Source organism: Chryseobacterium polytrichastri (assembly GCF_900142445.1).
GTDB classification, from domain to species: Bacteria; Bacteroidota; Bacteroidia; order Flavobacteriales; family Weeksellaceae; genus Chryseobacterium; species Chryseobacterium polytrichastri.
This window is the reverse complement of sequence record NZ_FRAV01000035.1, coordinates 1-22295: the sequence shown is the minus strand read 5'-3', so window position 1 is coordinate 22295 and position 22295 is coordinate 1. Positions and strand designations below refer to the sequence as shown.

The following is a 22295-nucleotide window of genomic DNA, read 5'->3' as shown; positions in this document are numbered from 1 at the left end:
TATTTAGTATTAGAAATGTCATCCTGAGCGGAGCCGAAGGATCTCAAACTAATTAAACTTTCATTCTGTTTATACGATTTGCCTTGAAAATCTGTAACATATTTTGCATTGTACTTACTAATGTAAAAAAGTAAGCTATGTTTGTAAAGTTCCTAAGGCTAGAAATAAAAAGTTTTTTTCGTGGTACTTCTGTAGGCGTAAATCTTGCCATGAAGATTTTGCGATTAATTGGAATTCTTAATTTTATGGCATGTTTGATAGGAGGCGCTTTTGCTGTTTTCTATTTGGTGCAGAATAAAATGAACGAAGATCCTATAAAAGTAGTTTCAAAATTCATGATTATTGTCTGGGTGGTGGATTTGATTGTCAAATACATGTGGCAAGAGATGTCTACCCAAAATATTAAGCCTTTTCTTACGCTGAATGTTTCTAAGAAAACATTGGTCAATTATATGTTGATCAAAACATTTTTATCAGCTTTCAGCTGGCTAAATTCTTTATTTCTTATCACATTTTCTATCATTGCATTATTCAACGGATACGGTTTTTTAGAAGTTTTAAGCTGGTTTATTGGAGTTTCATTATTGTTCTATCTCAATAATTTCATCAATATACTTTTCAATAATAAAGAAACGATTGCTATTATAATTGGGTCTATATTCATTGGATTAGGGCTTTTGACGTATTATAATATTATTCCGCTTCTTTCTTATTCTGAAACTTTTTTCTATGGTTTTTATACAAAGCCTTATTTGATTTTAATACCGATTGCTTTGTTTTCGGGACTTTGGTGGATTTGCTTTAAACATGTTTATCAGGAGTTTTACTTGGATGAAGGATTAGAAGCTAAAAAAGAAATCGGGAGAACAGAAAATATTGCTTTCTTAAATAAATACGGTGTACTTGGAACTTTCATTAACAATGATATTAAGCTCCTAAGACGTAATAAAGTGGCCAAAGGAATCGTTTTGGGGAGTTTCCTGTTTATATTCTACGGAATGCTCATGTTCTCCTCTCCAGTCTATAAAACACCTTACATGATGATGCTTATGGGACTTTTTGTAACGGGTGGTTTTCAATTTTTATTTGGGCAAAAGGTTCCCGCTTTCGATAGTTCTTATTATCCTTTGATGATGACTTTAAATGTTCCCTATAAAGAATATTTAAAGGCAAAATGGTGGTTAATGAATATTGTAACGGGACTTTCAATGATTGTCGCTCTATTTTATGCGTATTGGGGTTGGGAAATCTACATTACTTTCTTTGCAGCAGGATTGTATAATATTGGGGTTAATTCTCAGTTTACACTTTGGTCTGGAGCATTTAATAAAACTCAGATAGATCTTAATTCCAGAGAGAAAAGGATTGGACAGAAAAACAGTTTCAATATTAAAGCTTTGCTGTTATTAATTCCAAAAATGCTTTTACCTATAGCGGTTTTCGGAGTTTCAAAATATTTCTTCGGAATGACTGTTGGCGTTGTAAGCATTGCCATTTTAGGATTAATTGGATTTTTATTGAGAGAAAAAATATTCGATGCTATCGTAAGACATTATAAAAAAGAGAAATACAGTACATTAGACGCATTCAAAAACAAAGATTAATATGATTACTATAAATAATTTATCTAAGACATACGGAACTGCGACTGTTCTGAATATCGAAAATATTGAAATTCCCAATGGCGAAACTTTTGGTCTTGTCGGAAATAACGGAGCTGGAAAAACTACTTTATTCAGCTTAATGTTAGATTTGATTCAGGCTACAACAGGTTCTGTAAGCATTGATGGAATTAAAGTAAGTGAATCCGAAGCTTGGAAAAGCAAAGTTTCAGCGTTCGTGGATGATACTTTTTTAATTGGTTATCTAACTCCGGAGGAATATTTCTATTTCATTGGTGAGCTGAGAGGGCAGAATAAAGCTTCTGTGGATGAGTTCTTAAAACAATTTCACGATTTATTTAATGGTGAAATTTTAAACTCAGGAAAATACGTTCGTGATTTGTCAAAGGGGAATCAAAAGAAAGTTGGGATTGTAGGCGCGATTATCGGTAATCCTGAAATTATTATTTTGGACGAGCCTTTTGCCAACTTAGATCCTTCCACACAAATCAAACTGAAGAATTTAATTAAAGAATTATCAAAACAAGACGGGGTAACATTCCTTATTTCAAGTCATGATCTTTCGCATACCACAGAAGTTTGTAACAGAATTGTTGTCGTAAATAAAGGTCAATTGGTAAAAGATATTCAAACCAATCCTGAGACGTTGAAGGAGCTTGAGCAATATTTTGCAGATCAGGTTTCGACTCCGATTGAGGCTATTTAATTTAAAAGTTTAAGACTAATATTTATTGAATTCATGGGTATAGAATCACAAAACGTTACAGATTATCCAAATAGCAATACCATTTTCATGGTTTGGAAGTTGAATGATGATCCTAAGTTAAAAGATGTCTTTCAACAATTATGTGCTTTAGTTTTAAATTTAAATAATTCTGTGTTTAATAGATTTCCAGACAGTCGCGCAAGTTGTGTGATGGGAATTGGTTATGAAGCGTGGAAGAAATTGAAACTTCCAATCCCGATGCCTAAAGAATTGGCAACTTTTGAAGAAATTAAAGGCATAAAACATACCGCAGTTTCTACGCCGGGAGATCTTCATTTTCATTTGAGAGCAGATAATAAAAGTCTGATTTTTGATATGGCAATTGAAATTTCAAACTTGCTAACTCCTTTGGCTGAAGGCATATTAGAAATTCATGGTTTTAAATATTGGGATGCCCGCTCGATTTTAGGTTTTGTTGATGGAACCGAAAATCCACATGGAGATGACAGAAATTATTTCGCGAAAATTGGCGATGAAGATCAAAATTATAAAGGCGGAAGCTATCTTTTTGTTCAGAAATACCTTCATAATATGGATGCCTGGAAAGGTCTTTCAACGGAAGAGCAGGAAAAAGTAATTGGAAGATCAAAAGAAAATGATATTGAAATGTCGGATGATGTAAAGCCGTCTAATTCACATATCGCTTTGGCGAATGTGGAAGGGGAGAATGGTGAAGAATTAAAGATTGTAAGAGATAATATGCCTTTTGGAAATCCATCAACGAATGAATTTGGAACTTATTTTATTGCTTACGCAAGTACATTTACAACAACTAAGAAAATGTTGACGAATATGTTTATCGGTGATCCTGTTGGTAATTATGATCGGATTTTAGATTTCAGTACGGCAGTAACAGGAACACTTTTCTTTGTACCAACGAGAGATATGCTGGATGATTTTTCAGGATAAAAAGAGTGAATAAAATATAAAAGGTCAGAACATATCTGACCTTTTTTGGTATCAATTATTTTAATTAAAGGTTACATCGGATTTCCGTTATCGCACATGTCAACCGGGATTAAGCAAGATGTTCCTTTGCAAGGATTTCCACCTGCCGGTGCTTTTAGACAGCAAGCGTGATATCCGTTCCATTCAAGATGAATAAGGGTACCGGGGCAAGTATGACCGCCTAAAACTTCTTTTAAATTCTGTCTGTTTAATTTCTTTAGATTTTTCATAATGTTTTGTTTTATAGTTATTTGTAATTATTCACTAAAATAGGAAAAATATTAATTCAAAAACTTTTTTAATAAAAATATATTTTTGTGTAACCTTTTCAGGTTTACGTTGTCTTTACAATAGAAACAGTTTTAATAATGAAAATTTTGTTCGGAAATAAAAAAGAAGATTTACTGAGCCGTCTTAAAAAACAAGATCCGGCTGCTCAGAAGATTTTCTATGAGCAGAACGTTAAGAAGTTCCTGAGCGTGGGCAAAAGCTATATCACAGACCTGTATCAGGCGGAAGATTGTATCATCAAAGCTTTCTGTAAAATTTTTAAACATATTGAAAGTTTTCGTGGCGATGGCAATCTCGAAGGATGGGCCCGAAGAATCGTGGTGAATGAATGTCTTAATTTTATAAAAAGTCACAAAACAGTTTTTTACATAGATGATATCAACCCTTCTTTTATGATAGAAGTTCAGGAAGATAAAGTGAATGTTGATTTTGATGCTCAGGAGCTTTTGAATCAACTTCCGGATGCTTACAGAATGGTTTTCAACTTGTATGTTCTGGAAGGCTACTCGCATCAGGAAATTTCCGATACGTTACAAATTTCGCTGGCGGTAAGCAAGACACAGCTGTTTCGGGCTAAAGAGAAGTTAAGAGTACTTTATCTTCAACAACAAAAAACAAAGAGAAATGAACATGCACAAAGATAGTTTGGAACATCAGATAAAAAAACAGATTGAAGAAAGGGAAATTACTCCTTCAAGAGATTTATGGTCTGAGATTGAATTACAGAAAGAGCAGAAACCATCTGGATCTTATATGGCTTGGGTTTGGGCTGCGGCAAGCATTGTTCTGGCTTTTGGTTTGGGATTCGTTCTTTTTTCAAATCATTCAGGAAAAGAGAAAACTCAACATACAGAAATTGCAGAAATAAAAAATAGGCCGGCTCAGGAAAAATCTCTTGAAGATGTAGCTGAAAATGTTGATTCTATATATGCAGATAAAAATACAACTCCTAAAAATAAGGTAGTTTCAACTAAATTTACCGATGAAGTTCAGTCTTCCACTATTTTAGCGGAGCATAAGCCACTACTTCAGAAAAAAGGAGGGACGCAAATAATAGTTCCACAAATGCCTAAAATTAAGGCGGAACAAATTATGGCTCAGGTAGATTCTTCAAAGGTTCCTACGAAAAGAAAAAAATATGTAGATCCTTCCACATTGCTTTTTTCTGTAGAGCATAAAGATGTGATTGAGAAAACTAAAGAAAGCAACGTAGCAAGCGTTGATCTGAACGGGAAATAATATTCTTTTAACTATAAAAAATTAATAATATGATCAAGAAAATTATCATGATGGGATTCCTGTGTCTGTTATCCACATCAGTATATTCACAGAGAAAATCATTATCCTTAAACCTTCAGCCAAAAAATGATACTGAGGTAAGCCCTATTGTAAAGGAAAAAGTAGATGAGTACGCCAAAAAAATTGATGCTATCATTCAGGAAGAGAAAAAATTAATGGAAGCAGAATTACTTACGCTTCAGTCAAAAAATCTTGACAAAATAGAGTTTGATAAACAAAAATCCATCATTGCCGATCGTTTTTCTGAAAAAATTGATGCGAGAATTGAAGGGTTGGGCTTTGATCTTGACAGTGTAATTCAAAAACAGGTTAGATATTCACTTCTTAATTCTGATGTTACTTCTAATGAAGAGTTAAAAGTAAAATTGATGAAAAAATTCAGACCAACGAAAACTCTTGAAGGATATTTTTCCTATGGAATTATGAATCTTACGAATTCTAAAGCGGATAACGACTTAGATAAAAATTTAGGATATGCCGGAAATTTTGAATTTGGACTTAAGCTCAACTATCAGTTTGGAAGAACAAGTCCATGGGGATTGATTTCGGGAATTGGTTTTTCTTGGAGAACGTTAAATATTGATAACAATATGTTTTTTATGAAAGATATTAATGCCAATCCTGTCTTGGCTCATTATGATAAAGGGTTGAGCAAGAGTAAATTGAGAACGGGATATATTATGGTTCCGTTGGGAATCCAATATAATTTTTCGAAGATCAAAAATGCCGGAATGGATGTTCAGTACAGAGATTATAACAAGGGTTTCAAAGTAGGAGCTAATGTTTATGGAGGCGTTAAAATGTCTACCAATAATATTATCAAAGGAGAAGGAATCAGCGATAGAGACAGAAGTAATTATCAGGTAAGTCCTTTTATTTACGGTGGGCAATTCACGGTGTCTTACAATGATTTCAGCATTTTTGTGAAAAAAGATTTTGGTAATTTCTTCAAAAACGGAAATTTTGAAAATGATAAAGCTCTAATTTTTGGAGTAGGACTTTGGTGGTAGAAAAAGCACGTAACCATTCATATATAAAAAACGCTGGGAAAAATTTCTCAGCGTTTTTACAATATAATAATTAAATCTAATTTTCTATTTCAAACTTCCAACCATATCTTCAGGTTTCACCCATTCGTCAAATTGTTCAGCAGTTAAAAATCCAAGATTTACGGCTTCTTCTTTCAATGTTGTTCCGTTTTTGTGGGCTGTTTTTGCAATTTTTGCAGCATTTTCATAACCGATGTGCGTATTCAAAGCAGTAACCAACATTAAAGATTTATCTACCAATTCTTTAATTCTTTCATTGTTAGGTTCAATTCCAACAGCACAATGGTCATTAAATGAAATACATGCATCAGCAATTAACTGTGCAGATTGCAAGAAATTATAAGCCATTACGGGTTTGAAAACATTCAGTTCATAATTCCCCTGAGTTCCTGCGAATGAAATCGTAGTATCATTTCCTAAAACTTGCGCGCAAACCATTGTTAATGCTTCGTTTTGGGTAGGATTTACTTTTCCGGGCATAATGGATGAACCCGGTTCATTTTCTGGAATGTGAATTTCACCAATCCCTGAACGCGGGCCGGAAGCCATTAACCTGATATCCTGAGCAATTTTAAATAAAGAGACTGCCAGTTGTTTTAAAGCTCCGTGAGATTCTACAATTGCATCGTGAGCTGCCAAAGCTTCAAATTTATTCTCAGCCGTTACAAAAGGAAGATTGGTGAATTTTGCGATATATTCAGCCACTTTTACATCATAACCTTTTGGGGTATTTAGTCCTGTTCCTACTGCAGTTCCTCCTAAAGCAAGTTCAGAAAGGTGAGGCAATGTATTTTTTAATGCTTTTAAACCATAATTTAACTGAGCCACATATCCTGAAAACTCTTGTCCTAAAGTTAATGGAGTAGCATCCATTAAATGCGTTCTTCCAATCTTTACAATATCTTTAAAAGCAATCGATTTTTCCGCTAACGTATTTTTTAGTTTCTCAACAGCAGGAATTGTAGCTTCCACTACTTTTTTGTAGGCTGCAATGTGCATTGCTGTTGGATAAGTATCGTTGGATGATTGTGATTTATTTACGTCATCATTGGCATGAATTTCAGATTTATCACCTAAATTTCCTCCATTATTAACATGAGCTCTATTAGAAATTACCTCATTCACATTCATGTTAGATTGTGTTCCTGAGCCAGTTTGCCAGATTACCAACGGGAATTGGTCGTTTAATTTTCCTTCTAAGATTTCTTCGCAAACTTTAGCGATCATATCTCTTTTTTCAGCAGGAAGAACTCCCAGGTCAGTATTGGTGAAGGCTGCTGCTTTTTTTAAATAAGCAAAAGCTTCGATAATTTCGTGGGGCATTGAACTTTCCGGACCAATCTTAAAATTGTTTCTTGAACGTTCGGTTTGTGCTCCCCAAAACTTATCAGCAGGCACTTGAACCTCACCCATGGTGTCTTTTTCTATTCTGTAATTCATTGTGATTGAAATTTTTATAATTTTAATTAAACCACAAAAGGAACAAAAGATTTAGTCTAAATTTTAGAATAAGAATCTTTAAAGTTCACAAAAATGAAAATCATATATTTTCAAAAACTAATGTGTTCTTTTAAAACACTATTTAATTAAACTTAAATTATTGATGTGTTTAAAAACTTTTGTGCCTTTTGTGGTTAAAAATAAGTTTCTATAAAATTAATCATAAACTCAGAATCCCACAATTTATAATCATTATAAATATCAATTCAAGTCACTGATTTTACTCATGTTTTTTTAAGTAAGGCGTATTTTTGTATTAAGAAAAAATTGAAATGGAATTTAGATATCAGGATCCGTACCCGATTCAAAAGGACGATACGGTTTATAAAAAGTTGACTTCAGAGTATGTGAAAGTTGAAAAACTAGGAGACAGAGAGATCTTAACAATTGATCCAAAAGGATTGGAGTTATTGGCTGAAGAAGCGATGGCAGATGTATCTTTTATGCTTCGTTCGTCTCACTTAGAAAGTTTGAAAAGAATTATCGATGATCCTGAAGCTACCGATAATGACAGATTCGTTGCCTATAACTTATTACAGAATGCTGCTGTAGCAGTGGAGGGAGCGTTGCCTTCTTGCCAGGATACAGGAACGGCTATCGTGATGGGTAAAAAAGGAGAGAACGTTTACACAGGCGTTGATGACGGTGAATATTTAAGCAAAGGTATTTACAATACATACCAAAAAAGAAACTTAAGATATTCTCAGGTTGTTCCTTTGAATATGTTTGATGAGAAAAACTCAGGTTCAAATCTTCCGGCACAAATTGATCTGTATGCTAAAAAAGGAGATTCTTATGAGTTTTTATTCTTAACGAAAGGAGGCGGTTCTGCCAACAAAACTTTCTTATATCAAAAAACAAAGTCTTTGTTGAACGAAAAATCTTTGGAAGCTTTCGTAAAAGAAAGAATTTCAGATTTAGGAACGGCTGCTTGTCCGCCTTACCACTTAGCTTTGGTTATTGGAGGAACTTCTGCGGAAGCGAATTTGGCGACAGTAAAAAAAGCATCTGCAAAATATTACGATAATCTTCCGACAGAAGGAAACGAAGCAGGTCAGGCTTTCAGAGATTTGGAATGGGAGGCTAAAGTTCAGAAGATCTGCCAGGAAAGTGCTATTGGAGCTCAGTTTGGTGGAAAATATTTAACTCATGATGTTCGAGTAATCAGACTTCCTCGTCACGCGGCTTCTTGCCCGGTTGGAATGGGCGTTTCTTGTTCAGCAGATAGAAATATTAAAGGAAAAATCAATAAAGATGGTGTTTTCTTAGAGCAATTGGAAGAAAATCCAAAAAGATTCTTACCTGCAACGCCACCACATTTGGAGGAAGCAGTTGAGATTAATTTGAATAAGCCAATGCCTGAAATTTTAGCAGAGCTTTCAAAATATCCAATCAAAACAAGATTAAAATTAAACGGAACATTGATCGTTGCAAGAGATATCGCTCACGCAAAGATCAAAGAATTGTTGGATGCAGGAAAACCAATGCCTGAATATTTCAAAAATCACCCAATCTATTACGCAGGACCTGCAAAAACTCCGGAAGGAATGGCTTCAGGAAGTTTCGGACCGACAACGGCGGGAAGAATGGATGTTTATGTAGACGAATTCCAAAGCCATGGCGGAAGTATGGTGATGTTGGCAAAAGGAAACAGAACCGCTGATGTTACGAACGCTTGTCATAAATATGGTGGATTCTATATTGGCTCAATTGGCGGACCAGCTGCGATTTTGGCAAAAGATAATATTCTGTCTGTTGAGGTGGTTGATTTCCCTGAATTAGGAATGGAAGCAGTAAGAAAAATTGAAGTGAAAGATTTCCCAGCATTCATCATTACCGATGATAAAGGAAATGATTTCTTCGCAAATCTTGCCCATTAATAATTTAGATGTTCAAGTTATGTATCAGAATTTTAGGACTATAATTGTAAGTCTAATATCTGAAATCTAGCTTCTAATATCTATTTGAATAGTTTAAAATAAAAATAAATAATGAAAATAGGGCGCTTATCTTTTGTTTAAAAAAGAAAAAAGTTCTATTTTTGCCTAAAATATATAAGAAAAATGATGTTATCAGCATTTTGGCCGTTTTATCAGTTCCTTTGGACAATCTACTTTGTTACAATGTTCCTTGTAGGATTCTGGTGTATCTTTATGTTTTTTGGATTGGTAATCCCAATGTGGTTAAGTGAAGGTTTGATGGAGTACTTCGGTAAAGTAAAACCTTTTGATCCGGAAGATATCAGAAGAAAAGAACTGAATGAGCAACAAGGAGTTGAAGTAATCTTCAATAGCCCTAAAGGACACGGACCTTTCTTACACGATAGTCACGGACATCATTAATTGATTGTCATTGCTTTTTCACCTTAATTCTGAAAAAGTAATATCAAAGCAAAACAACATATATAAACCACTTAATTTATTAGGTGGTTTTCTGTTTTTACCCATTTCTTAAAGTCTCAGGAGAAACTCCGTATTTTTTCTTAAATGCTCTTGTAAAGTTTTGAACGTATTCATAACCGCATTCAATGGCGATTTCTTTGATCATAATTTCTTTATCGATGATCATCTTTTTAGCCTTAAGCATTCTTAGTTCAGAAAGGTAATCGGTAACGGTGATGTGATATTGGGCTTTAAATTCTTTTCTTATTTTGTTCTGATTAATTCCTATCAACTTTCCAATCTCTTCAACTTTTATATTCTTGTGAAAATTTTCATCAATGAATTTCTTAATGATCGATGGCGTTTGTGGGGAGGCTTCAATCGTATCTTTTTCATTGAATTGTTCAAAAATTAAAATCAGAAGTTTAATAATTTTCGCTTCAATAAATAATTTCTGCATCACACCTCTTTTAGTATAGCTTACAATTTCTCTTAAAATGATATGCATTTCGACAGTCATATCCGGTGGAGTTTCTTTATGAAGGAAGATATAATTATTCTCAATCATATTTTCGAGAATTTCTGCGCTTTCTCGATTAGATTCAGGATTAATGAGATTAAATATATATTGATAATTGATCTGAATCTGAAGATATTTTAAGGTCTCCTGATTTTCTGTCCAAAGTTCAGCTGTACTTTCCTGAGATGAGTAATGGAGGATGTATTGATTTTTCTTGAATATAAAATGAGTTCCACAATCTTGGGCTTCCAGATTGATATTCGGACTCAACAAAAAGATTAAGTTAAAGCTCAATTTTCCTTCAATCATACTAGATCTGGAATAGGTTTCAGGGCACGAGTCTTCCTGCATTATGATTTTAATGTCTTCGGATCTGAACAATAACCCATTTTTAGATTGATTCTTCATACGACAAGTTTTTACGAGCATGGTACAATTTAACATGAAAGCCAGACATCAGATAACTAAAAGTTTGGAAATGATAACTCAAGGTTAAGAATGTCAACTAATTTTGCGCAAAATTAAATTAAATTTAGAATAAATAAAAATAATATTCATTATGTTCGGAAATTTATATTTTGCTATTAAAAAAATTGGAGTGGGATTTGGGTTGCTTGCTATCGCAGGGAATTACACATACGCACAGCAATGGGAGAATGTTGGGTCGGTGCAACCGATATCAGCAGCAGGATCTAGCCACAATAATTTGGTGGTAGACAATGCAGGAAATTATTTTATTTCTTATTACGATGCATCTGTAGCAAAGGGTTCTGTACAGAAATTTAACGGAACTTCTTGGTCTTATGTTGGAGGAAGTGCCGGGATTACATCAGGAACGGCATTGTATAACTCTTTATCAGTGGATGGTTCAGGGAATATTTATTATACCAATCAGGGAAGTGGTTTAGAAGTTCGTCAGTTTAACGGAACGGCTTGGTCTCAGCTACCAAGTGCAACGACAAACACGATTAATTATCATGCTTCTGCAGTATCACCGGCTAATGTATTATTTACTTACAGCACTCAGAATTCAGGTACCGTTCAGCGTTATGTAAACGGAGCTTGGGAGCAGGTAGGAAATGCAGGTTTCTCAAACGGCGCTTCTTTTGCAGAAATGGTCATAGGAACCAATAACAAAGTCTATACTTGTAATGTAGCAAGTGGTGTTAATGTATATGAAAACGCAACAACAGCAACCACTTCTAATAACTGGACTTTGGTAGGCGGAAGTATTGTAGATGCTTCATCTTCTGGAGAAAGTTATACATCAGATATTGCCATTGATGCCAATAACAATCTATATGTTGCTTATGTTTCAAACTCGGCAAACTCCAGAAAAGTTAATGTTAAGAAATTTAATGGAACTTCTTGGGTACAAGTAGGAAATGCCTATTTCTCTTCAGGAGGAGCACAGCATGTGGCTATTGCGGTAACTCCGGCGGGTGAACCTTATGTAGTGGCTAGCCGTTGGGAAAATGATAATTTTCTAAGAAATACAGTATACAAATTAGATACTGCATCCCAAACTTGGGGAACATTAGGAGGGACTTTTCTTTCTGATGGAGAAGCAACTTACAATGAATTAACAATAGATAAAGTAAACAACTATCTGGTATTAGCGTATACAGAAGGAGGCTTGAAAGTAAAAAGATTTGCTCTTACCACTACCCCTCAAGCTTGTAACGGGACAGATCCGGGAAATAATGTTGGTGACTTGGGTTGTGTTAAATTCAATTATAAAGGGCAGGTTGTTTCATATACTACGGTAAGAGGGGCAGATGGAAAAATCTGGCTTCAACAAAATTTGGGAAGCTCTCAGGTAGCCACTTCTCAGGCAGACGCAGATTCTTATGGAGATCTTTTCCAATGGGGAAGATGGGATGATGGGCATCAGCTTAGAAACTCGGCAACGAGCTCTGCGCCTTCATCTAATAATCCAACCGGAGTAGCAGGGATAGGTTATGTGATTGGCTCTCCGGCTTGGTGGGCTGGAAGCGCTCTAACAGATCAATGGAACATAGAAAATGCAAATTCTGTATCCATTGCAAAAGGAGCAGACCCATGTAAAGCAATTGGAACAGACTGGAAAATGCCATCTCAGAGTGAATGGACTACTTTAGTATCTTCTGAAGGGATATCAAACCCTGCAACGGCTTATAACAGTAAACTAAAACTACCAGCTGGTGGATTCAGAAGTTCGAGTGATGGAGGATTTACCTATGTGGGACAAAGAGGCTATTTCTGGAGTTCAGATACAGCTATTTCTGGAGGAAAATATTTATATATTGGAACTACAATTGCGAATGCTTCTTCTGGTGGACCTAGGGGACAAGGGCATTCTGTAAGATGTATCAAAGAATTTACCACGTTGGGAACTTCTGATATTAAGGCTAAAACGGTAGGGGTTTATCCAAACCCAACAAGTGGAATTCTTTATATTAAAGCAGATTCAGCGATTGAAAATGTAAATGTAATGAATGTAGTAGGACAGAAGATTAATGTTAAATTCTCTAATGATCAGATCGATATGCAAGGACTTCCAAAAGGAATCTATATTGTAGAATTGAAATTAAAGAACGGACAGACTTTCTCTAAAAAAATCAGCAAAAACTAAAGTCCATAGATATTTGATTGATGAACAAAAGGCTTTTTTAAGGCCTTTTGTTTTTCTTAATTAGTTCATATTAAATTGCAGAAACCCGTTGTGTATCATAAATACACAGCGGGTTTTATTTAAATATAAGATAGGTTTTAATTCTTTAAAGAATATTAATTTCTACATTAATATTTCCTCTTGACATTTTAGAATACGGACAAGTTTGATGTGCTTCCTCAGTCAGTAATTTTGCAGTTTCGAAATCGATTCCCGGAAAGCTTACATTCAATCGAGCCTGTAAAAAATAAGCATCATCAGCCATGCAAAGATCAACTTCTGCATCTACGGATGTTTCAGGTGATAATTTTATTTTTCTTCTTCTCGCGGCAATACCAAGAGCTCCGATAAAACAAGCCGACCATCCTGCTGCGAAAAGCTGTTCCGGATTTGTTCCTACCTCATTTCCTCCCGGAGTTGAAAGTTTTATGTTAAGATTTCCGTCAGAGCTTTTAGAAAATCCTTCACGACCTCCTGTCGTATGAGTTTTTCCGGTATATAATACTTTTTCTGATTGTAAGGTTTGATTGTTTTCCATTTTGAAAATATTTAATTGTTATTAATTGGTTTAAAATTATAGGTCAAAATTACTTGAGTTTAAAATTGTATGAAATCATAAAATAAGTGAAACAGACAATTTGAAGTGTAAAAAAGACATTCTGAAAAGTGAAGTTATTTTGAATAACCATCAACTTCTATAATTGCATCGGCAAAAGACTTCGGATCTTCCTGCGGAACATTGTGCCCGATTCCTTTTAAAATTTTATGCGAATATTTTCCTGTAAATTGATTTTCATAAGCCTTTCCATCAATCGCAGCGCCGTCAAAATCACTGCTGATTGTAATGGTAGGAACGCTGATTTTAGGCCTTGATTGAAGTTTTTGATCCAATTCATCATATTTTGATTCTCCTTTTGCAAGAGATAATCTCCAACGGTAATTATGAATAACAATCGCAACATGATCCGGATTGTTGAAAGATTGCGCTGTTTGATCGTACGTTTCTTTACTGAAATTCCATAATGGTGAAGCAGTTTTCCAAATCAATTTGTTGAATTCATAGGTATTGTCTTTATATCCTTTTTCACCACGTTCGGTTGAAAAATAATATTGATACCACCAACCCAATTCCGCATTTGGAGAAAGAGGTTTTTTATTCGCTTCAAGATTGGTAATTAAATATCCGCTCACCGAAACCAAACCTTTTACTCTTTCCGGATAAAGAACAGCCATCACGTCTGCGGTTCTTGCGCCCCAATCGAATCCTCCGATGATGGCTTTGTCGATTTTTAAAGCATCCATTAAAGCAATAATATCATTCGCAACTGCCGTTTGTTGACCATTTCTCATTGTTTTATCGGATAGGAATCGGGTTGTCCCGAAACCTCTTAAATAGGGAGTAATTACTCTGTAACCTTTTGCTGATAATAAAGGAACCACTTCCTCATAGCTATGAATGTCATACGGCCAACCGTGAAGCAGAATCACTGGAGTTCTATTAGGTGAGCCGGCTTCTGTATAACCAATATTCAGAACACCTGCGTTGATTTGCTTTAAAGTTCCTAAGGAATTTTTCGTTTCCTGTGCATTTAATCCTATACTAAACAGTAAAATAAGAATTGCTCTGATCAAATATTTTTTAATAAAATAATGATGTTTAGGTATTGAAGTGTGAAACATATTATTTAAAATTTTAATTAATATTGATTTGAATTCGTGTTATTTACGGAATGATTTAAAAGCGGCTCTCATCTCCTCAGAGAAAAGTTGAGGTTCTTCCCAAGCTGCGAAATGACCACCTTTTTTCACCTCGTTGAAGTAGACAAGATTTTTATAACTGCGTTCTGTCCAGCTTTTCGGAGCCTGATAGATCTCTCCCGGAAAAACAGTTACCGCAACAGGAATTTTAATTTCGGATGTTCTTTGTTCTACTACATTAAAGTTATTGGTGTTATTTTCCCAGTATAATTGTGCAGAAGACGCAGCGGTATTCGTAAGCCAATACAACGTAATATCATCCAGCATTTCATCTTTGGTAAGAGATTTTTCGGCATTTCCACCGCTGTAAGTCCATTCATTGAATTTATCTAAGAAAAAAGAAGCCAACGCGGTTGGTGAATCTGTAAGTCCATAACCAAGAGTTTGCGGACGGGTTACCATCATCCCTGCATAACCGCCTCCTTTTGTATAGAGTTTGTTTAATGAAAGAAAGGCCGCTTTTTCTTTATCTGATAGTCCTGAGGGAGCAGCACCTCCTTCTTTTAAAACATCGGCAATTTCTACGGGAACAGTAGCAGGCATATTAACATGTATGGCTAGCAGACCTTTTGGAGCCTGGCGAGCCATTGCATCTGCAATCACAGAGCCCCAATCACCTCCTTGGGAAACATAATTTTTGTATCCCAAACGTTTCATTAAAATATCCCATGCATTTCCTATTTTTTCTGGGCCCCATCCTGTTGTTTTTGGCTTTTCTGAAAACCCATAACCGGGCATTGATGGGATAACGAGATCAAAAGCATCTTCTGCTTTTCCGCCATAAGCTGTAGGATCGGTAAGTGGTCCCACTACTTTTAAAAGTTCAAATACAGAACCAGGCCATCCGTGAGTGATTATTAAAGGAAGTGCATTTTTATGCTTTGATTTAATGTGAACAAATTGAATATCAAGTCCGTCAATATTAGTGATAAATTGTGGGAGAGCATTCAGTTTTGTTTCAGCCTTACGCCAATCGTAGTCGGTTCCCCAATAACTGGTTAATTTTTTGATTTGATCTAATTTTACCCCTTGAGATTGGTCTGTTACCGTTTCTTTATCCGGCCATCGTGTTGTATTGATACGTTGGCGAAGTTCATTAAGAGCATTGTCTGATACATGAATATGAAAAGGACGAATCTGTTCCGAATCTTTTTTATCTACTGAGGTAAGCTGTTGGGCAAAACCTACTGTTGAAATAAACATAAAAGCTGCTGCAGCTATTGTCTGAAAATTTCTTTTATGAGTCTGATTTGTTTTCATTGCTATGATTTTTGAGATTAAAATTATTTTGATGTTGTAAAATTTCTGAAGCAAAAGTAGAGTGTGGGTTTGCTCTTTACAATCAGCAAGAATGGCAAACGGACAAACTTCAGCGTGAAATGGACATCCTTACCCTTAAAAAGGAAGAGTAAAAGTGAGCTATACAAAATGAAAGGTCAAGGATCAATTATAAATTCAGCATAGACAATTTAACCTCCTCTTTGTTATTTGAAAACAATAGTCTACTTTTGCAATAGATTTATCGAGAAAGGTGGAGGGATTTGGCCCTGTGAAACCTTAGCAACCGACACAATTTCAGTGTGTAAAGGTGCTAATTCCAACCCAATTGGGGGAAGATAAGTGAAGCAATATTCTAAATATTCATTCCATTTCTTGACAATCTTTGTTGATGTTTGCAGGTGTTACTGTGAGCATATTATTTATTTTAAAATTTGAAAGAAACACTCGCGAAATGAAAAAGCTCAGCATAAGCGTACTCCTTTTAAGTGTAGGATTATTATCTGCACAGGAATTGGAAAAGGAAAAACAGATTGAAGACGTCATTATTGTAGGTAATCGTAATGCGAAAAGAACAAAACTCGAAACTCCGGTTCCGGTGGATGTTATTAATATTGAAAAACTACAAAAGTCGGCGCCTCAAACAACGGTTCAGGATCTTTTAAATTATGTGATTCCTTCTTTTAATGCAGTGAGGCAATCGGCTTCTGACGGAACAGAGCATATTGATCCGATGACATTGAGAGGAATGGGTCCCGATCAGGTGTTGGTTTTGGTGAACGGAAAAAGAAGACATACTACTTCTTTAGTTAACTATCAAAATACGGTCGGAAACGGTTCTGTTGGAACAGATTTAAGTACCATTCCTGTGATTGCGATTGATAGGATAGAAGTGTTAAGAGACGGAGCAGCAGCACAATATGGTTCTGATGCCATTGCAGGTGTTATTAATATTATTCTTAAAAAAGATATTGGCGCTTCTGCAAGTTTAAATTACGGATTATCAGGAAGAAATGATGGTGAAACCTATCAGGGAGCAGCTAATTACGGAACTTCTTTAGGAAAGGAGAAGAGCTATATCAATCTATCATTACAATTAAGTCAAAGAGGAAAAACAACTAGAACACAAAATCATGATTTGATTATCTATGATCAATCGAATTTAAATGTTGTTAATAATAACGGAGCAATTTCAGCGAACGGTATAGCTCTTCCTAATGTTTCTCCAATTGCATCAGGAAGTTATGGGAATTATTTCGCTTACCCTTTTGCAGATCCTGCAGATGGAGGTACGGGAAGTCAGATTTCCAGAGCTTATGACGATGCTTTGATTGCTCAAAATGGACTAACTCGTAATGATTTCAACTTTCAGATTGGTGATGCCCAAATAAAACAGGCTCAACTATTTTTCAATGCAGAATATCCTTTTAATGATCATTTTAAGCTGTATAGTTTTGGAGGCTTTAGTTTAAAAGAGGGGCAGGGTTTTGGTTTTAGAAGGCTTCCAAGTGAAAAAAATAATATTGTTTCTTCAATTTATCCAAATGGTTTTCAGGCTAATTTGAAATCTCAGGTCTACGATCTTTCTTACGCTGTCGGAACGAAGTACAATGTAAACGACTGGTTTTTTGATTTGAGTAATACTTTCGGAAGCAATACATTCAATTATAATGTTAATAATACCAATAACGCTTCCCTAGGGGCAAAATCGCCTACAAGTTTTTATGCAGGAGCGCACAGCTTTCTTCAAAATACCATTAACCTTGATGTTTCTAAGAACTTAAATAATTTCAATGTTGCATTTGGAGGAGAATTCAGATTTGAGCAATATCAAATTAAAGCAGGAGATGAGGCATCTTACGCAACATACGACATTTATGGAAATGTAGTGACGTCTACAACACCGGCTTCCGATATAATTGGTGCAGGCGGATCACAGTCTTTTATGGGTTTCTCTCCTGATAATGCGTTGAAAAAATCAAGACATTCTACGGCGGTTTACGCAGATGTTTCTTATGATTTAGATAAAAAATTAAATATTGATGCCGCTGCAAGATTTGAAAATTATTCTGATTTCGGAAATACATTGAATGGGAAATTAGCTATTCGATACGAGTTTGTAAAAAATTACGCAATTCGCGGAGCAGTAGGAACAGGATTCAGAGCACCTTCTTTGCAACAGCAGTATTTTAATAATTCTTATGCAGATATTTCAACTTCAGGAATCGGAATTGTAAGAAAAGGAATCTTTACCACAGACAGTAAAGCAGCTGAGGTTTTGGGTTTTGATAAACTAAAGCAGGAAACTTCTGTCAACGCTAGTCTAGGATTTACTTTAAAACCAGCCAAAGGGCTTTTCATTACGCTGGACGGCTATTGGATTGGGGTAAAAGACAGAATTGTTATCACCAGCAATATTACAGATAAAAGATTGTCTGATCCGGAATTGGTGGGCGAAAATAACGTTGCAGAAAGTGGCAGATTCTTTGCCAATGCCATTGATACCGAAACAAAAGGGGTCGATTTGGTTATTTCATACGATTGGAAATTAGCAGGTGGGAATTTAAATATCAATTTAGCAGGAAATTACACGGAAACAAAGATAACAGGATTCCATTTTCCTCAGAATTTGGATACGCCACAGTCAGAATTTTTCGGACCAGATCAAATCAATATTATTGAAACTCTTTCTCCTAAAGCAAAAGCAACGTTAGGACTTAATTATAGCATTAATAAATTCAATTTCTTAGTGAGAAATACGTATTTTGGTAAGGTCATCAGAGACGGATATCCTTTTGGTGGTGTTCAGGAATTTTCACCTAAAATTGTTACGGACGTAAGCGTTGGGTATGACATCACTAAAAATGTAAACCTTACCATTGGAGCCAACAATTTATTGGATGTTTTTCCTGATCTGCAGATCTATGAGAATTCTTATTACGGAGTTTTCAAATATGCGCCGGTTCAGATGGGAACATTGGGAAGTTATTTCTTCGGAAGAGTTAACTTTAATTTTTAATATTGAACTTTTTAATTTCACCACAAAAGACACAAAAGATTAATAATGTTGCTTATTTAAGTTTATAATGATCTGTAAATAAGAGCACATCAATTTTTTAAAAAATCTTTGCATATTGAGCGGAGTCGAAATATTATTCTTTTGAGGACTTTCGGTTTCAAAATAACTAAATTTTAAATCATAGCTTTTGTGCCTTTTGCGGTTAAATTTTTAATGAGTTTTTAAGTCTAAATCTAGTATCTATAAATTAAATGAGTACGACTTCACATCAAATAGGCTGGAAAACAGCAGTTGCCATCGTGGTATCCAATATGATTGGGACGGGGATTTTCACGACCTTAGGTTTTCAGTTGGTGGATGTTACCAATACGTACAGTATTTTTCTGCTTTGGATGATTGGTGGAGTATTGGCTTTATTTGGAGCATTCTGTTATGCGGAATTAGGCTCTCATTTTAAAGGAAATGGGGGGGACTTTATTTACCTTAAAGAAACCTATCATCCACTTTTAGGCTATTTGGTGAGTTGGATTTCTTTGATTATCGGGTTTTCTTCACCTGTTGCGTTGGCGGCGTTGGCCATGTCACAATATCTTTCCGCTTTTGATTTCACTTTTGGAACTTGGTTTTCTATTGTTGTCATCTTTTTGGTGGCGCTGTCTTTATCGTTTAGTTTAAAAGCATCGAGCAGATTTCATAACTTTTTTACGTTTATTAAAGTCGCTTTTATCGTTGTGCTGATTATTTTGGGTGTTGTCCTTTCTGAACCTCAAATTGGAAATAGCCTGAGTTTCACCGACAGTTGGAAAGACGAAATGATGCTTCCTGCGTTTGCAACCTCATTGGTTTTTGTAACGTATTCTTACACAGGCTGGAACTCCGCATCTTACATCGCGGGAGAAATTAAAGATGTTCAAAAAAATCTTCCTAAAGCTTTGATTGTAGGAACTGTTTTCGTGACGGTTTGCTATATTTTGATTAATTATATTATGTTGAAGCATGCTCCAATCCATCAATTGGAAGGAAAAGAAGATGTGATGAGAGAGGCAGCTAATAATATGCTTGGCCATTCTTTTGGAAAAATAGTGAATGTTTTTATTGCCTTGCAGCTAGTAGCGACGATTAGTGGATATTTATGGGTAGGTTCCAGATTAACACAGGCTTTTGCGAAAGAAAACAGACTGTGGAAATCTTTATCGGTTAATAATAAAAAAGGAATTCCTGTTCGAGCTATTTTTGCGCATGCTGTTATCGCAACTTTGATTATTCTGACAGGAAGTTTTAAAGAAATTTTTGTGTACACTTCGTTTATACTTCAACTGTTTGCAACGTTGGCCATTTCTACGGTTTTCTTTCTTAAAAAAAGTCAGCGAAAAATATTTAAATCGAATATATTCTATGTTTTCCCGACTGTTTTTATGTTGTTCAGCAGTTACATTTTATATTTTACGTTTATTCACAATCCTAAAGAGAGTCTTATCGGATTAGGAATTGTAGCCTTGGGAATTGTTTTGTATTTGATTGATAAAAAGCTTTCTAAGGATAATTCTTAACCTGTTTTTGCAAATTATTTTTGAACCATTAAGATGGATAAAGTTTTTAAGTGAAATTAAGAATAGCTTCGCTCTAAGGCTTTAAAATCAGAATGATTTATCTTAACTCAACTTAATTGCTTAAAATAACTTAATGGTTCAAACTCTCCATTCTTGAATTTTTCGTTCTTTTGTTTCAAGACAAAAGGACTCAGGTAAAAAATACGGATCTTATTTTACAACCAAAACAAGATAATATTAATTATAATACAAAATTATATATATCAAATAGTTAGAGTTTATGTAAAGACTATTGAGTATTGAATTAATAATCCTTATCTTTGCCCCCACAAAATTTCTACAATGTCTAAGTCGTTAATTCCAAAATTAGAAGCTATAAAACAAAGATATAATGAGGTGGCAGACCTTATTATACAGCCTGATATCATTTCAGATCAAAAAAAATATTCTTCATTAAATAAAGAATACAGTGATTTGGGCAAAATTGTAAGAGTTTACGATCAGTATAAAAATGCTTTAGATAATATTGCAGAATCTGAAGAGATCATTGCTGATGGTTCAGACAGAGATTTGGTTGATATGGCCAAAGAAGAAAAAGTAGAAGCTCAAGGGAAACTTCCAGGTTTGGAGGAAGAATTGAAGGTGCTTTTGATTCCTAAAGACCCAACCGATGATAAAAACGTAATCGTAGAACTTCGTGCCGGAACCGGTGGAGATGAAGCTGCTATTTTCGTGGAAGATGTGTACAGAGCGTATGCAATGTATTTCAAAACCAAAGGATGGAAACATGAGATCACAGATTCTAGTGAAGCATCTAAAGGATATAAAGAATTAATTATCAAGATTGAAGGAGACGGTGTTTACGGAATCATGAAATTTGAGTCTGGTGTTCACCGTGTACAACGTGTTCCTGAAACAGAATCTCAAGGTAGAGTGCATACTTCTGCAATTACCGTTGCTGTTTTACCGGAAGCTGAGGAAATTGATTTTGAATTAAATCCTGCCGATATTGAAATGCAGACTTCACGTTCAGGTGGAGCGGGTGGACAAAACGTAAACAAGGTTGAAACCAAAGTACAGCTAACACACAAACCTTCAGGAATGGTGGTTGTATGTCAGCAGGCACGTTCTCAGTTGGCCAACAGAGAATTGGCGATGGAAATGCTTCGTACCAAGTTATATGATATCGAAGTACAGAAATCTGTAGGAGATATTGCTGCACAACGTAAATCTATGGTTTCTACAGGTGACCGTTCTGCGAAAATTAAAACTTACAACTATCCTCAAGGAAGAGTTACAGATCATAGAATCAACAAATCGATGTATAATCTTGACGCTTACATGAATGGAGATATCTCTGAGATGATTGATGCCGTAATCATGGCAGAAAATGCAGAGAAGATGAAAGGGGAAGAAGATAATTACTAAGAAATATAAAAAGATATTCAAAACCTCTGATTTTTTCAGAGGTTTTTTGTTTTCAAATTGTCTAGTCCTGAAATAGCGATACACAAAAAAATGATCGTTATGAAAGAATACTTAGAAACGCTTTATGTCAAGCGTACACAGAAAGATTACAGTTTAAGTTTGAAACTTCAGATTGTAAAAGAAATTGAATTCGGTAAATTAGGAATTACAGAATGTCGTAAGAAATATGGTAT

Annotated in this window: 18 protein-coding genes and 1 riboswitch; of the genes, 12 read left to right on the top strand and 6 right to left on the bottom strand. The window is 35.1% G+C overall.

The features are described 5' to 3' along the window. Positions 1 to 137: 137 nt before the first annotated feature. The 3 genes from BUB80_RS18140 to BUB80_RS18130 are packed head-to-tail and all read left to right on the top strand — an operon-like array spanning position 138 to position 3297. Positions 138 to 1604 carry a DUF5687 family protein gene (locus BUB80_RS18140; RefSeq protein WP_073295937.1) on the top strand — a complete coding sequence of 489 codons (1467 nt, stop codon included), beginning with the start codon at positions 138 to 140 and terminating at the stop codon, positions 1602 to 1604. Between the two features lies 1 nt (position 1605). Beyond that, positions 1606 to 2328 carry an ABC transporter ATP-binding protein gene (locus BUB80_RS18135; RefSeq protein ID WP_073295934.1) on the top strand — a complete coding sequence of 241 codons (723 nt, stop codon included), beginning with the start codon at positions 1606 to 1608 and terminating at the stop codon, positions 2326 to 2328. A 33-nt stretch (positions 2329 to 2361) separates the two neighbouring features. Beyond that, positions 2362 to 3297 (top strand): Dyp-type peroxidase, encoded by a 936-nt coding sequence (locus BUB80_RS18130; protein WP_073295931.1) that lies wholly within the window; start codon positions 2362 to 2364, stop codon positions 3295 to 3297. Positions 3298 to 3368: 71 nt separating this feature from the next. On the opposite strand, the gene BUB80_RS18125 is transcribed toward BUB80_RS18130, so the two are convergent. Then, positions 3369 to 3566 carry a bacteriocin-like protein gene (locus tag BUB80_RS18125; RefSeq protein ID WP_073295928.1) on the bottom strand — a complete coding sequence of 66 codons (198 nt, stop codon included), beginning with the start codon at positions 3564 to 3566 and terminating at the stop codon, positions 3369 to 3371. A 138-nt stretch (positions 3567 to 3704) separates the two neighbouring features. Between BUB80_RS18125 and BUB80_RS18120 the strand changes: the two genes are divergently transcribed. The 3 genes from BUB80_RS18120 to BUB80_RS18110 are packed head-to-tail and all read left to right on the top strand — an operon-like array spanning position 3705 to position 5936. Further along, positions 3705 to 4271, top strand: a complete 567-nt coding sequence (locus BUB80_RS18120) for an RNA polymerase sigma factor (RefSeq protein WP_073295925.1) — start codon at positions 3705 to 3707, stop codon at positions 4269 to 4271. Then, positions 4252 to 4866, top strand: coding sequence for a hypothetical protein (locus BUB80_RS18115; protein ID WP_139262769.1), 615 nt, complete (start codon positions 4252 to 4254; stop codon positions 4864 to 4866). The genes BUB80_RS18120 and BUB80_RS18115 overlap by 20 nt, the downstream gene beginning before the upstream one ends. Before the next feature lie 29 nt (positions 4867 to 4895). After that, entirely contained in the window at positions 4896 to 5936 is a 1041-nt protein-coding gene (locus BUB80_RS18110) for an outer membrane beta-barrel protein (protein WP_073295920.1), read from the top strand. A gap of 84 nt (positions 5937 to 6020) precedes the next feature. On the opposite strand, the gene fumC is transcribed toward BUB80_RS18110, so the two are convergent. Next, positions 6021 to 7415 carry a class II fumarate hydratase gene (gene fumC, locus BUB80_RS18105; RefSeq protein ID WP_073295917.1) on the bottom strand — a complete coding sequence of 465 codons (1395 nt, stop codon included), beginning with the start codon at positions 7413 to 7415 and terminating at the stop codon, positions 6021 to 6023. A 332-nt stretch (positions 7416 to 7747) separates the two neighbouring features. Here fumC and BUB80_RS18100 point away from each other — a divergent pair, with 332 nt between their 5' ends. After that, on the top strand, positions 7748 to 9355 hold the full coding sequence (locus BUB80_RS18100) for a fumarate hydratase (protein WP_073295914.1): 1608 nt from the start codon (positions 7748 to 7750) through the stop codon (positions 9353 to 9355). A 183-nt stretch (positions 9356 to 9538) separates the two neighbouring features. Next, positions 9539 to 9817, top strand: coding sequence for a hypothetical protein (locus BUB80_RS18095; protein WP_073295911.1), 279 nt, complete (start codon positions 9539 to 9541; stop codon positions 9815 to 9817). A gap of 97 nt (positions 9818 to 9914) precedes the next feature. Here BUB80_RS18095 and BUB80_RS18090 read toward each other — a convergent pair whose 3' ends face one another. Next, positions 9915 to 10784 carry a helix-turn-helix transcriptional regulator gene (locus tag BUB80_RS18090; protein WP_073295908.1) on the bottom strand — a complete coding sequence of 290 codons (870 nt, stop codon included), beginning with the start codon at positions 10782 to 10784 and terminating at the stop codon, positions 9915 to 9917. 151 nt (positions 10785 to 10935) lie between these two features. Between BUB80_RS18090 and BUB80_RS18085 the strand changes: the two genes are divergently transcribed. Next, positions 10936 to 12990, top strand: coding sequence for a T9SS type A sorting domain-containing protein (locus BUB80_RS18085; RefSeq protein ID WP_073295905.1), 2055 nt, complete (start codon positions 10936 to 10938; stop codon positions 12988 to 12990). Positions 12991 to 13135: 145 nt separating this feature from the next. Here the strand turns inward: BUB80_RS18085 and BUB80_RS18080 are convergent, their stop codons facing one another. From BUB80_RS18080 to BUB80_RS18070, 3 genes are all read right to left on the bottom strand, one after another. Further along, positions 13136 to 13567, bottom strand: a complete 432-nt coding sequence (locus BUB80_RS18080; protein ID WP_073295902.1) for an organic hydroperoxide resistance protein — start codon at positions 13565 to 13567, stop codon at positions 13136 to 13138. Positions 13568 to 13701: 134 nt separating this feature from the next. After that, positions 13702 to 14709: an alpha/beta fold hydrolase gene (locus BUB80_RS18075; protein ID WP_073295899.1), complete on the bottom strand. Its 1008-nt coding sequence runs from the start codon at positions 14707 to 14709 to the stop codon at positions 13702 to 13704. A 39-nt stretch (positions 14710 to 14748) separates the two neighbouring features. Next, entirely contained in the window at positions 14749 to 16047 is a 1299-nt protein-coding gene (locus BUB80_RS18070) for an epoxide hydrolase family protein (RefSeq protein WP_073295897.1), read from the bottom strand. A 256-nt stretch (positions 16048 to 16303) separates the two neighbouring features. Beyond that, positions 16304 to 16410, top strand: a riboswitch (SAM riboswitch). Between the two features lie 109 nt (positions 16411 to 16519). Here BUB80_RS18070 and BUB80_RS18065 point away from each other — a divergent pair. The 3 genes from BUB80_RS18065 (at position 16520) to prfA (ending at position 22062) form a co-directional block, all read left to right on the top strand. Further along, positions 16520 to 19084, top strand: a complete 2565-nt coding sequence (locus tag BUB80_RS18065; RefSeq protein WP_073296015.1) for a TonB-dependent receptor plug domain-containing protein — start codon at positions 16520 to 16522, stop codon at positions 19082 to 19084. Positions 19085 to 19335: 251 nt separating this feature from the next. After that, positions 19336 to 20634 (top strand): APC family permease, encoded by a 1299-nt coding sequence (locus tag BUB80_RS18060; RefSeq protein ID WP_073295894.1) that lies wholly within the window; start codon positions 19336 to 19338, stop codon positions 20632 to 20634. A gap of 342 nt (positions 20635 to 20976) precedes the next feature. Beyond that, a complete protein-coding gene (prfA, locus tag BUB80_RS18055; protein ID WP_073295891.1) occupies positions 20977 to 22062 on the top strand; it encodes a peptide chain release factor 1 in 1086 nt (361 codons plus the stop codon). The last annotated feature ends 233 nt before the right edge of the window (positions 22063 to 22295 follow it).